Genomic DNA, 12,938 nt, shown 5'->3' with positions numbered 1-12,938 from the left:
TAATTCTTCTAGGCAAATAATTTTTTATATATTTACTAAAACAAAACAACATGAAAAATATCAAATTATTTTTTTAAAGGTTTTTCAAAAGAAGGAGGATTAATATCTATTTTAGTATCATGATTTGGTCCTGGAGTTGATAAGTCAAAATATAACTTTGAATCTTCTGTAACCCCAAAATCTCTGTTTGAACCTGTATCTTTGACTTTATTTAAAGCATCTCTAAATAAAGCATTATGTGCTTCTTCTCTGTTAAGTAAAAAATCTATTGTTTCTTTTACATGTTTATCATCAATCTGTCTATATAAGTGTTCATAAACCACCTTGGCTCTTTGTTCTGAAGCTATATTTGAAAGTAAGTCAGCTACTAAATCACCTGTAACTGTAACATAATCAGCAGTCCATGGAGCTCCTGATGAGTTTATTAATACTGGTGATAATCCAGTTAATACATGAGTCTCTATTTCACCTGTATCAACTGCATTATAATCAACATCATGACCATTTAATAAATTTATAGTTTGAGCAACCATTTCCATATGACTAAGCTCTTCTGCTGCTATATCAAGAAATAAATCTTTTATTTGAGGGTCTTTTATTCTAAAACTTTGAGCCAAATATTGCATTGCTGCCTTTAATTCTCCATTTCCTCCTCCTAATTGTTCTTGCATCAAAACAGCATATTGAGGATTTGCTCTTTCTACTTTTACTTCTTTTAATAACGCTTTATCATGTTTAAACATATGAATACCTCCGTAAATTATTATTCAAATTTATTATTTGCTTAAAATACAATCTTATTCTAAGTTCTATAATTAAGATTTAATAAATACTTAGTTATACATTGAGTAATTTATTTACAAAGACAAAAAATCTACACCTAAATAAAAAACTGAACATCAATAAAGTTTCAATAAAAAACTTTATCAATATTCAGTATAAATCTTAGTTACATATTAAATTTTCTAATGCATCATTAGGAGCTACAATAGGATAAACATCATAATCCTTATCTATATCACATTGCAAAAACATAGGTTTATTAAAATCTATCATATCTAAAACTTTCTCTAACCCTTCCATATCAGATACCTTATATCCATCAATATTATAGGCATTTACAAGCTTAACATAGTCTACATTTTCATCAATATCAGTTTGAGAGTATCTTTGATTAGAAAATAATTTCTGCCATTGTCTTACCATCCCTAGTGTTCTATTATTAAGCAATAAAATAAGTATAGGTACATTATAGTTTGAAACTGTAGCTAGTTCATTACAATTCATTCTAAAACTTCCATCACCAGTAACCAAAACTACATTTTTATCTACATTACCAACTTTAGTTCCTATAGCTGCACCTAAACCAAAGCCCATTGTTCCTAGTCCTGCTGATGTTATAAAGCTTTTATTACCTTTAAAATCCCAGTATTTAGCAGCCCACATTTGATGCTGACCAACATCAGTTACCACTACAGTAGGATTATCTAATTTTTCATACTTCTCATTTATTTTTCTAAGTATATTTTGTGGATGAAATTCACCATCTTGTACACCCTCACTCTTTCTAAAAGTCTTTATTTCTTCTTTCCAGTGGCTATTATTCTTACTATCCACTTTCTCTAGTAGTAAGCTAAGAATAAATTTCACATCTCCAACTAGAGATACATTTGATTTTATGTTTTTACTTATTTCAGATGGGTCTATATCTATGTGTATTACTTTTGCATTTTTAGCAAATTCAGAACTTTTACTTATTACTCTATCACTAAATCTTGCTCCTATAGCTATAACCAAATCTGAATTAGAAAGAGCTAAATTACTTTCTCTACTTCCATGCATTCCAACCATACCAAGAGATAACTCATTTTTTCTATCTATATTACCAAGTCCCATAAGTGTATTTAATACAGGTGTATCTATTTTGGATGCAAATCTTTCAAGAATTTCCTCACTATCTGAAGACTTAACACCTCCACCAGCATATATTATAGGTCTTTTAGAATCTTTTATTATATCTATTGCATCACTTAAAAGTTTAATATTTATTTCATCCTCTAAATCAAAATCATTCTTATAATCCATATAATCATCTATTTGGCATGAATCATAATCCTCATCGTTAAAATCCATTTCTGCCAAAAATAAATCCTTTGGTACATCTACAAGTACAGGCCCTTTTCTTCCTGAATTTGCAACCTTAAAAGCTTCCTTTATTGTAGGAATCAATTCTTTGGTACTTCTAACTAGATAATTATGTTTTGTCATAGACAAGGTCGCTCCTGTTATATCAATTTCTTGAAAAGAATCTTTGCCTAATAAACTTGTTGGAACTTGCCCTGAAATCACAACCATAGGAGACGAATCCATAAAAGCTGTTGCTATTCCAGTTATAGCATTTGTTGCTCCTGGACCAGATGTTGTAAAGCAAACCCCCACTGTGTTAGTACTTCTTGCATACCCATCTGATGCATGAACTAAACCTTGTTCATGAGATGTCCTTATATGTTTGAAATCATCTTGATAATCATATAGAGCATCATAAAGAGGTATCACTGCTCCACCAGGATATCCAAATACTGTGTCAACTCCCTCTTTCTTCAAGCATTCTAAAATTACTTTTGCTCCATTCATACGCACTACCATGCACCACTCTTTCCCTCAAACTAATCCATTTAATATATTTATTTTAAGAATGACATCATACTTCTTAGATTTCTTCCAACCTCTGCTATTTCCGTAGCATATTCTGCTTCTCTAGTTTTAAGGAAGTTTTCACGACCTTCTTCATTCTCTTTAATCCATGCCTTCGCAAATTTTCCATTTTGTATATCTTCTAAAACTTCTTGCATACCTTGCTTTGCTACATCAGTTATTACTCTTTTACCAGATACATAATCTCCATATTCTGCTGTATCACTTATGCTATATCTCATTCTTTCAAATCCACCTTCATATATAAGGTCAACTATTAGTTTCATTTCATGTAGACATTCAAAATATGCTACTTCTTTTTGATATCCTGCATCTACAAGTGTTTTATATCCTAATTTTATAAGTTCACTTATTCCACCACAAAGTACTGACTGCTCTCCAAATAAATCTGTTTCTGTTTCTTCTTTAAAAGTAGTTTCTAAAACTCCTGCTCTTGTTGCTCCAATACCTTTTGCATATGCTAAAACTGTCTCTGTAGCTTTTTTAGTGTAGTCCTGATATACCGCAAATAGTGCAGGAACTCCACTTCCTTTTGTAAATACATTTCTAACTAGGTGACCAGGTCCTTTAGGAGCTACCATTACAACATCAACAAATTCTGGTGGTTGTACTTGGTTATAATGTATATTGAATCCATGTGCAAATGCTAATGTCTGACCTTCTTTTAAGTTATCCCTTACACTCTCTTCATAAACTTTCTTTTGCTTTTCATCTGGCATTAGTAACATTGTCAAATCACTTTCTCTTGTCGCTTCTGCTACACTTTTAACTTCAAATCCATCTTCTCTTGCTTTTTGTGCTGATTTACTTCCATCATAAAGTCCTACTACTACATCTACACCATTATCTCTAAGGTTTTGTGCATGTGCATGTCCTTGGCTCCCATAACCTAAAACTGCAACCTTTTTATTTTTTAAAACCTCTAAATTTACATCATTTTCATAATACATCTTTGCCATCTTTATTTCCTCCCAATACTTTCTCTCATTTTTATGATATTTATTTTTATTAGAAATTTATACTCATTATCATTGATTCTATGCTACTTAACAGATTATATTTCTAAATTTACATGATTTCAAAATTGTATTTTTAGAATTTTCAGTCTTTATAAATTGCGGAAAACTAATAAATTCAATGATATTTGTATTTTCATTCTAAGATTTTTCTCATTTAATATTTATCTTTAGTTTTTCATTTTAACATAAATAGATTTATCATTAGTTTCTATTTTTATAAAACACATTTAATTAATGTCTTACTTTCTCAACAGTTATTTCTCTTATATCATGTAGCTTCTTCATATGATTTAAAACACAATCTAGAGATGTTTTTTCTTCATTTACTATTAGTTTTATTCCTGAATTATTCATGTTATCTACAGTCATACTTATTGATTGTATATCAACTTCTCTCCTTCTAAGAGTCATAGCCACTCTTAAAAAAGAATCTATCCCTTGGTTTAATTTAGCATATACAGTATTTTCCATAAAAATTCCTCCTTATTTTTATTATTTTTTATTAATTTTATATGGATTGAACTTTTTATATTGCTTAAAATAAAAAAACTTTCATCTTTATAAGCAATATAAATATTACTTATAAGGACGAAAGTTATATTCCGCGGTACCACCTTATTTGTAGATATAAAAATACATCTACCCCTCTTTTTTCAGGTCGGGTAATTGATTACCTTAACCTTAGCCATGTAACGTTGGCAGACGTTTGTACTTACTAAAAATATTCAGTACAAAAGCTCCAGAGTGATAATTATACTACTGTTAACACCAATTCTCAGCAACATTGGTTCTCTGTGGATAACACCATTAGCATCATTGTCTCTGTCATCGCTTTTAATTTTTTTAATTTTATATTTTCTATCTGTTTTGTTGTTAATATAGATTATATTCTCTATCTTTTATAATGTCAACGACTTTTTTTAAAATTTTCAGATTATTTATTTTTTTCACAATAATATGTTTTCTATATTCTAAATACAACTTTTGGAATAAGCGTTTTCATATTATTATTTTATATCCATTTATTTTTAGCCAATTTTCTTTTTCTCTATAATCTGGCATAATAGATTTTACCAAATCATAAAATTTTTTAGAATGATTCATATGTATTAAATGACTAAATTCATGTATTATTATATAATCAATTACATCTAATCTTGCCATAGATATTTTTGAATTTATATAAATATTTTTTTGAGATGTGCAACTTCCCCATCTCTTTTTTTGCTCTTTTACCTTAACACTTTTTGGAATCAATTGCTTCATTATTTCACAAGTTGATTTAAGAAAATCTATTCTCTCTAAAACTATTCTTTGGCTTTCTGTTTTATACCATTCCTTCAAAGATGTTCTAATGAAGTCTTTACTGGTATCATTTGTTTGAATAATTATTTGAGATTCATCAAGATTTATTGTACAGTTACTTTTTGAGACACAATCATCTAACATTTCTTTTATAACTAAATAGTATTCTTTACCTAAATAAAGAAATTTCTCGCCATTTATAAACATTCTTTTTCTGTATGATTCTTCTCTGTTCTTATATTTTTCAGACTTTTTAAGTATCCAGTCTCCCTTTTCAATTATTATGTCTTTTATTATTTTTTTAGAGATTTTAGGAGGACTTGTTACAATTATTTTACCAAATGAGTCTATTTTTATAGAAATATTTTTTCTATCTTTATATAACAAAATCACCTTTATCTCATTACCTCTAAAAGTTACATTTAAAATGTCAGTGTCTTTACTTACTGTATTCATCAGTTTCTTTTTTCCTTATTTGCTCTACAATTTATAAGTTCAGCAGCTATACATACAGCTATTTCAGCTGGTGTCTGAGCATCCAATTTTATACCTATTGGAGCATGAACTTTTTCAAGTTCTTCCTTTTTGAAACCTTTTTTCATAAGTTTTTCATATGTTAGCCCAATCTTGGTTCTACTTCCAATCATACCAATATACCCAGAATTTCTTTTAAGAGCCCATTCTAAAGCACTTGAATCATATAAGTGACCCCTTGTTAAAATAATTATATAACTATTTTCATCAATTGAAAAATCTGGTATATCTTCAAAAGAATCTAAAACTACTACTTCTGAATCTGGAAATCTTTCAGAGTTGGCAAATTCTTCTCTATCATCTATTACTACTGTTCTAAATTCTAAAAGGGATAATATTACAGCCACATCTCTTGAGATATGACCTGCCCCAAATATATACGCTTTACTTGTATTCTCTTTTAAACTTCTATTAAATCTTTCTATATTACTCTCTAATTCACTGTCAATAAAATCTATTTGTATCTCTCCATTGCCACCACATATCATTCCAAGTTTTGCTACATCAGATTTATTTAAAGTAAATTTATACAACATTGATTTTCTATCTCTTATGACATTAAGTGCATGTTTTATACATGTAGCTTCTACACTTCCTCCACCTACTGAACCAAATATTTTACCATCATTTTTTACAATCATCATGGCTCCAGTTTCACGTGGTGTTGAACCTGAGTGAGAGGTTATAGTAGCAAATGCAAAATCCTCCTTATTTTCTATTAACTGTATAGCTTGTTCATATATATTCATATAATTCTCCTTACCAAGTCTATCTAAAAATCTTCTATATATCTATCTTAGGTTTTTTATCACCTTATTTGGCATTACAAACTCCACTGCTCCCATATAACCAGGTGCTACTTCATATTCATCAAAACTAATTACAAGGTTTCCACTTTTATTAATATAAAAATCTTGATACTTATTTATAGATTCGAAATCCTTTACTGGTGAATCTTTTCCTTGGTCAATAAAATAGGATTTTGTATTATCCTTTTTAATCTGATTTCTCATCTGCTCTTTTATATTATCACTTATAGCTCTTATATATCTACTATCTTTAAAAAATATTGGCAAATTTAATAGTATTTCTCTATTTTTATCAATAGTATAGTGCTTTTTAGTTACAGTTGAAGAAGCTTCTATCTCTTCTTTTTTCATTTCTATGGATAAAAAGTCCTTAGAATTGTTTTTAACATTATAACTTGCATTTAAATATCTATGACCTTTATTATTTTCTTTTTTCATTTCATTTTTAAATTGATTGTAAAGTTTTTTCCCATCTTGCAAAAACTCATTATTTAATTTATTCTCTAAATCTTTATCTTTTAAACCCTCTATTTTGGGAATACTAATTTTCACTTCATAATTACCTTGCTTAAAATTGAGATTCTTAGCATCTACAACCTTTATTGTATTATTGTTTAGAGTCTCATTAGAAGAACTTGCAAATATAGGTTTTATATTTACTAATGATATTAATAAACATATTGAAACTATAGCAATTTTAAATATAGATTTTTTAAGTTTTTTACATGTATTCATGTTGACCTCCTTAATGTATTTATATATAAACTACTATTCAATTTACAAATCTTTTATTACTTTATATGGTATTACAAATTCTACTGCTCCCATATAACCAGGTGCTACTTCATATTCATCAAAACTGATTACAAGATTTCCATCTTTATTAATATAAAAATCTTGATATTTGTTGATAGTTTTAAAATCTTCAGCAGATAAGTCTTTTTCTTGGTCTATAAAATATGATTTTGTATTGTCCTTTTTCATCTTCTCTCTCATCTGTTTTTTTATATTATCACTAATAACTTTTATATATTTATCATCCTTAAAAAGCATAGGTAAAGTCAAAACTATTTGTCTTTTCTTATCAACATTATAATGTATTTTACTAACATAAGATGATGCTTCTATCTCATTTTTTGTCATTTCTATTGAGAGGAAATCTTTAGAATTATTTTTAACACTATAACTCAAACTTAAAGACTTATGTCCTTTATTCTTTGATAATTCTATCTTTTCCATCCTCTGTTGAAATTCATCATAAAGCCTTTTTCCATCTTCCATAAAGCTACTGTTTAAACGCTTTTCTAAGTTTTTATCTTTTAAACCTTGTATCTTAGGAATATCAATCTTAGCTTCATAATTTTCACTCTTTAAGCTATAATTTTTTATAGTTATTACTTCTACTATTCCTCCAATTATAGGTATCTTAGAGAAATTATCTGCAAATACAGGACTTATATTTACTAATACTGTAAACATACAAGCAAAAGCTATTGCAACTTTAAATCTTAATCTATTTACTTTCTTATTTTTCTCATAATATATATTTTCTATTTTCTCATGATTTATTATAGTATCTAGTTTCTTTGGTATTGGAATTTTATGATACTCCTCTTTTAACTTATCTAACCTTTCTTTGCTCGTCATTCTTTTTATCCCTACTCTTCAATTTTTAATTTTAGTTTTTTTAAAGCAGTATATAGCCTAGTTTTAACAGTATTCACATTTTCATCCAATATTATTGCCACTTCTTCAATCTTTAAATCTTCAAAAAATCTTAATATTATAATAGATTTATACTCAATAGGTAATTCTTCTAAAGCTCTTTTTAAATCTAAATCAGTATATTTATCACATTCTCCAGTTTCATCTATATGGTCAATATCTGTCATGTTATTATATTTACGGTTTTTCCTAATAAAATCTATACTAGTTCTAACTAAAATTTTATAAAACCATGTCTTTATATAATTTACTTCTTTAATATTTTCCACTGAATATAGAGCCTTATACATGGCTTCTTGAACCACATCTAAGGCATCTTCTTCATTCTTTGTATAACTATATGCAATTCTATAAAAAGAGTCTTTATTATCGATAATGTATTTCTCAACCTTCGTTCTCTTTAAACTCTTAAACATTCCTGTAAAATCTCCCTCCGATTACAGGCTAGGATTGAGTCTTTAGAGATTCTATCTGTCTATTTTTGCATCTTCATTCAATTTCTTTATATGCTCAATATACTTTTCATTTAAAATAGATTCTCTTATTAAACTCTGACACTCATTAAAACTTTTTTGTCTTTCTCTTTTATCAGTAACTTTGACTATATGATATCCATAACTAGTTTCAAATACATTTGAAACTTCATTTTTCTTTAATTTGAACACTTCTTTTGTAAACTCAGCATTTTTATCTTCTTTTGTGAAATATCCTAGCTGTCCTCCGTTTTTTCCAGTTGCTTTGTCATCTGAATATTTTTTAGCCAATTCTTCAAAACTTTCTCCATTTTTGATTTTAGTTAATATGTTATCTGCCTTTTTCTTTAAAGCTTCTTTCTTATCTTTGCTTACTTCCTTTTTGTTTTTATCTAAAGTTGATATAAGTATCTGAGAAGCATTTACTTCTTCTACATTAAAATCTTTTTTATGTTTCGTATAATAGGATTCCATATCCACATCACTTACATTTATTCTTTCTTCAAAGGCTTTCTTATTTTTATCTATGGCTAAATCTTTAGATATTTCTTGTTTTAAGTATGCTTTATCAACACCTGCTTTGTCCATTTTTTCTTTGTAACTCGTATTCAAATTCATATTATCTTCTAGTTCTTGATACTTTGAGTCTACTTCGCTTTTAGTTGGAGTTAATCCTTTATCCTTAGCCTCTTGATATAAAAGTTCATTATCCACCATAAACGATATTATAACATTTTCTAATTTATTTCTACCTTTTTTATCCAAAGTTTTTTCCAATTCATCTAAAGATTGCCCATTTATATAACTATTAGTAGCAGATAAAACTGCTTTTGTTTTTTGATATTGCTCTTTTGTAATTTCCACATCATTTACTTTTGCCAAACTTTTGTTGCAACCAACCATCATTAAAGATAGTATTCCGGCCATTCCTATATAAAGTTTTTTATTCAATATATCTACACCTCACTCATTTTTTTTCTCAATTTCTAAAATATCAATTAATGCTCTTATATTTTAACTACTCTAAATTACGCAACCAATAATTTTTTGGTATCTGATTTTGATCCACTGCTGCAAATTCATAACCTTCATCTGATAAGAATTTTAAAACTGAATCTAAAGCTTCTGCACTTTGTTTTTTCTCATGCATTAAAACTACAAGTTGGTCTTTATCCTCACCTTTTCTATTCTTAACATGATTTTTCACATTTTGTAAGATTTGAGCAGAATTAGATCTCCAGTCCTCTGTATCCAAATCCCAGTCCCAAATCTTGTATCCAGCATCAACTAAAGCTTGATAAGAAGCTTGTGGTGTATATGGTTTACTTCCATAAGGTATTCTTATTACTTTTGAATGTTTACCAGTTATTTTGTAAAAAGTTTGGTCATTTGTATCAAATTCCTCTTTTGCTGATGTACTAGTAACATAAAGCTTATGAATATCATGTGATACACTATGGAAACCTCCTGTGTTCCCACTTTTAATTATATTTTTAACTTGTTGTGGATATTCCTTCATATTGCCATCTATCATAAAAAAAGTTGCTTTAACATTATATTTATTTAGAGTTTTTATCATCTGGTCGGTAAATTTAGATGGACCATCATCTATAGTTATGTATGCTACTTTTCCAGAACTCTTACTTGGCCCTTTGCTAATTTCCGTTGTTGTATTAGATACTATATCTGTAATAGTAGAACTTGACAATTTTGTATTTCTACTAATTTCGTCTTCTTTAACATTTAAAGAGCTAACTCGTATACCAACTATTATAAAAGCTAGACATACTACAATAGCACTTAAAAGTACATATAATTTCTTTCTATTTATTTTTTTCTTTTTATTTCTCATCGTTCGACCTCCAATATTGCTATATTTTTACATTTATATTTTTGTAGTATTTTATACCCAAAATTTACACTACATATATATAGACGTTGAACTTCGACAAAAAGTTTTGCTTAATTTTTAAAATTTGTTATTTTGATGATTATTATGCTGTATAATTTATGTATAATTGTATAGAATGTTGAAAATTGAGTATTATATAGTGTTTTTTACAATTAATTCTAGTTAAAATGTCATTTCTAATTTTTAAAATTTATAAATTGTTTTTTATAAATTAGAAATATTAAACAAGAAATAAGTACTAAAACAATGATATTGCACATTTTTCATGTATACATTATGTATTTATGTTAACTAATATTTTTATCAAATAAAAATTACTAACTTTATTCATAAATCATTATATTAATTAGGTAATTTTTTCTTATTAACACAATATTATGTTATTTATAATAGAAAGATTTAATTTTCAAAATGTTATATATATCTTCTACTATACAGATATACTTTAATTTGATTATTTTAAAAAAATACTTATAAACAAAATACATCAGAATAAACAATTATTTAGATTTTCAATTTTATTTCCAAAAAATCAAAAATAAAATCCCAATCTATCTATAAATAGATTGGGATTTTATTTTTAACATAATTATAAAGTATTTATAAGCTACTTAGATTCTCTTTTTGTCCCTCTAGTCATATAAGCATACACTGGTAAGCCTATAGCTGTTATTATAAGGCCTCCTATAGATATCATAGTAGTTTTCATACCTGCAAAACATAATTGATTAACTACAACAAATATACCACTTGCTATAGCTATTATTGGAACTATTGGATATAATGGCACTTTATACTCTCTTGGCATATCTGGATGAGTTTTTCTAAGTTTCATTACTCCTATAAATGTTAATACATAGAATATCCAAGTCGCAAATACTGCTAAATCAGTTAATAAGTTAAATTGACCTGATAAAGCATATATAGATGCAATAACAGATACTAATGTTATAGCATTTGCTGGAACTTGAGCAGAATTTAATTTAGAAAAAGTACCATACTTTGGTAAAGTCTTATCTGTAGCTAAAGTATATGCAACTCTTGAACCAGTTAATAAGAATCCATTTAATGCTCCGAATACTGAAATTAATATACCTACAGATATTATTTTCCCACCAATTGAACCAAATATAACTTCAGCAACTGCTGATGCAGGAGAAGCATAATTTGCTAATTCATTAGCTGGTAATACCCAAAGGTATGCTAAGTTTATTATAAAGTAAACAGCCATAACAACTGATAATCCACCTATTATAGCTTTTGGAAGGTCTTTTCCAGGATTTTTCATTTCTCCAGCTAAAGTACCAACATTCATCCAACCATCAAATGCAAATAGTATAGCAATTAAAACCTGACCTAATACACTACCTAGACTTAATCCCTCACCAACCATAGGTGTAAGTATTGGATTATCTCCACCACCTTTAATAAATCCAACAATCATTATCAAAATAAGTGGTATTAATTTACATATTGTAGAAACTGTCTGTATAGCTCCTCCAGTTTTTGAACCAAGCATATTCAATCCTGCAACTATTACTATAATTCCAATAGCTATTGGAAGTAATAATGATGGGCTACCAATTAAAGCTGAAGCTTGCTCTCCAAATATAACACCCAACGCAGCCATCATACCAGGATAGAATAGTACAATTTGCATCCATCCAGTTAAAAATCCTAATTTCTCTCCATAAATTTCTTTTATATATACCATCATTCCACCAGTTTTTGGTATCGCTACTGATACCTCTGCAGCTGTAAGACCAGCTGTTATAGTTATGATTCCAGCTATTAACCATGCTAATATACCAAGACCTGGAGCTCCTCCAGTCAATGTATAAACTGCTTGTGGTTTAAAGAATACACCAGCTCCTATAACGGAACCAACAACAGTAGATAATGCTGCTGACACGCCAAGTGTCTTTTTTAGTTCGTTACTTCCCATTTTCTTCCTCCTACTTAAACTTATTTAATTTCATAGTTATATAAGCATATATTATGCCAATATTATAGAAAAATAGTTTTTATTATTTATTAAAATAAAATAATCTCTACTAAACGTTTGTAATCTTTTACTTTTATGATAGCTTAAAGCTTTAAAAAAATTATAAAAATTAAAAATCCAAATCTAATAATATTTCTTAAAAGTACATATATTTTTTATATTGTATAATATACATTGTATATTTATAACAAGTAAAATAGATTATACTTATTAAGTTGAAATCGTTTTAAATTTCTTGCAATAAAATTTCACCATTTCTCAAAAACATTTTATTTGTATTTCTGTAATTTCCTATTTTATATGTCTTTTATAAATAGTATGACTTTTACTTGTTTTATAGTCTATTTTATAATAATAAATAATTTGACAATTTATTATAACCCAACTTAAACCAGAAATCAAAACTAATATTTTATTTTTTAATAAAAAAATAAAATATTA

The 12,938-nt window shown here is 27.6% G+C and carries 12 protein-coding genes and 1 other annotated feature; all 12 genes read right to left on the bottom strand.

The window, feature by feature from the left end; genetic code table 11:
• Positions 1 to 65: 65 nt before the first annotated feature.
• On the bottom strand, positions 66 to 743 hold the full coding sequence (locus Q3287_RS17695; protein WP_407964562.1) for a manganese catalase family protein: 678 nt from the start codon (positions 741 to 743) through the stop codon (positions 66 to 68).
• A gap of 202 nt (positions 744 to 945) precedes the next feature.
• Complete coding sequence (gene ilvB, locus Q3287_RS17690; RefSeq protein ID WP_407964570.1) at positions 946 to 2,634, bottom strand: biosynthetic-type acetolactate synthase large subunit; 1,689 nt, start codon at positions 2,632 to 2,634, stop codon at positions 946 to 948.
• Positions 2,635 to 2,684: 50 nt separating this feature from the next.
• A complete protein-coding gene (gene ilvC, locus Q3287_RS17685; RefSeq protein WP_407812235.1) occupies positions 2,685 to 3,731 on the bottom strand; it encodes a ketol-acid reductoisomerase in 1,047 nt (348 codons plus the stop codon).
• A 234-nt stretch (positions 3,732 to 3,965) separates the two neighbouring features.
• A complete protein-coding gene (locus Q3287_RS17680; RefSeq protein WP_021384344.1) occupies positions 3,966 to 4,205 on the bottom strand; it encodes an ACT domain-containing protein in 240 nt (79 codons plus the stop codon).
• Between the two features lie 110 nt (positions 4,206 to 4,315).
• Positions 4,316 to 4,572, bottom strand: a binding site (T-box leader).
• A 161-nt stretch (positions 4,573 to 4,733) separates the two neighbouring features.
• A complete protein-coding gene (locus tag Q3287_RS17675) occupies positions 4,734 to 5,495 on the bottom strand; it encodes a M48 family metallopeptidase (RefSeq protein ID WP_407964561.1) in 762 nt (253 codons plus the stop codon).
• Positions 5,495 to 6,322: an XdhC family protein gene (locus Q3287_RS17670; RefSeq protein ID WP_054270049.1), complete on the bottom strand. Its 828-nt coding sequence runs from the start codon at positions 6,320 to 6,322 to the stop codon at positions 5,495 to 5,497. Before Q3287_RS17670 ends, Q3287_RS17675 begins: the two co-directional genes overlap by 1 nt.
• Positions 6,323 to 6,364: 42 nt before the next feature.
• A complete protein-coding gene (locus Q3287_RS17665; RefSeq protein WP_074179015.1) occupies positions 6,365 to 7,117 on the bottom strand; it encodes a DUF3298 and DUF4163 domain-containing protein in 753 nt (250 codons plus the stop codon).
• A gap of 42 nt (positions 7,118 to 7,159) precedes the next feature.
• Entirely contained in the window at positions 7,160 to 8,029 is an 870-nt protein-coding gene (locus Q3287_RS17660; RefSeq protein WP_407964560.1) for a DUF3298 domain-containing protein, read from the bottom strand.
• 11 nt (positions 8,030 to 8,040) lie between these two features.
• Positions 8,041 to 8,523, bottom strand: coding sequence for an RNA polymerase sigma factor (locus Q3287_RS17655; RefSeq protein ID WP_021384362.1), 483 nt, complete (start codon positions 8,521 to 8,523; stop codon positions 8,041 to 8,043).
• A gap of 51 nt (positions 8,524 to 8,574) precedes the next feature.
• The gene (locus Q3287_RS17650; protein ID WP_407964559.1) at positions 8,575 to 9,531 is read right to left on the bottom strand and encodes a peptidylprolyl isomerase; all 957 of its coding nucleotides are present in this window, start codon (positions 9,529 to 9,531) and stop codon (positions 8,575 to 8,577) included.
• 67 nt (positions 9,532 to 9,598) lie between these two features.
• Entirely contained in the window at positions 9,599 to 10,432 is an 834-nt protein-coding gene (locus Q3287_RS17645; protein ID WP_054270045.1) for a polysaccharide deacetylase family protein, read from the bottom strand.
• Between the two features lie 667 nt (positions 10,433 to 11,099).
• Positions 11,100 to 12,437, bottom strand: coding sequence for an APC family permease (locus tag Q3287_RS17640; protein WP_074179012.1), 1,338 nt, complete (start codon positions 12,435 to 12,437; stop codon positions 11,100 to 11,102).
• Positions 12,438 to 12,938 lie beyond the last annotated feature (501 nt).

The sequence above is a fragment of the Clostridioides sp. GD02404 genome (assembly GCF_045898275.1).
GTDB classification, from domain to species: domain Bacteria; phylum Bacillota; class Clostridia; order Peptostreptococcales; family Peptostreptococcaceae; genus Clostridioides; species Clostridioides difficile_A.
The sequence above is the reverse complement of the archived record's forward strand: the minus strand, read 5'-3'. Positions and strand labels throughout refer to the sequence as shown.

Coding starts and splice junctions, on each gene's coding strand:
- Q3287_RS17695 (WP_407964562.1), bottom strand. CDS start 743: ATGTTTAAACATGATAAAGCGTTATTAAAAGAAGTAAAAGTAGAAAGA.
- ilvB (WP_407964570.1), bottom strand. CDS start 2,634: ATGAATGGAGCAAAAGTAATTTTAGAATGCTTGAAGAAAGAGGGAGTT.
- Q3287_RS17680 (WP_021384344.1), bottom strand. CDS start 4,205: ATGGAAAATACTGTATATGCTAAATTAAACCAAGGGATAGATTCTTTT.
- Q3287_RS17675 (WP_407964561.1), bottom strand. CDS start 5,495: ATGAATACAGTAAGTAAAGACACTGACATTTTAAATGTAACTTTTAGA.
- Q3287_RS17670 (WP_054270049.1), bottom strand. CDS start 6,322: ATGAATATATATGAACAAGCTATACAGTTAATAGAAAATAAGGAGGAT.
- Q3287_RS17665 (WP_074179015.1), bottom strand. CDS start 7,117: ATGAATACATGTAAAAAACTTAAAAAATCTATATTTAAAATTGCTATA.
- Q3287_RS17660 (WP_407964560.1), bottom strand. CDS start 8,029: ATGACGAGCAAAGAAAGGTTAGATAAGTTAAAAGAGGAGTATCATAAA.
- Q3287_RS17655 (WP_021384362.1), bottom strand. CDS start 8,523: ATGTTTAAGAGTTTAAAGAGAACGAAGGTTGAGAAATACATTATCGAT.
- Q3287_RS17645 (WP_054270045.1), bottom strand. CDS start 10,432: ATGAGAAATAAAAAGAAAAAAATAAATAGAAAGAAATTATATGTACTT.
- Q3287_RS17640 (WP_074179012.1), bottom strand. CDS start 12,437: ATGGGAAGTAACGAACTAAAAAAGACACTTGGCGTGTCAGCAGCATTA.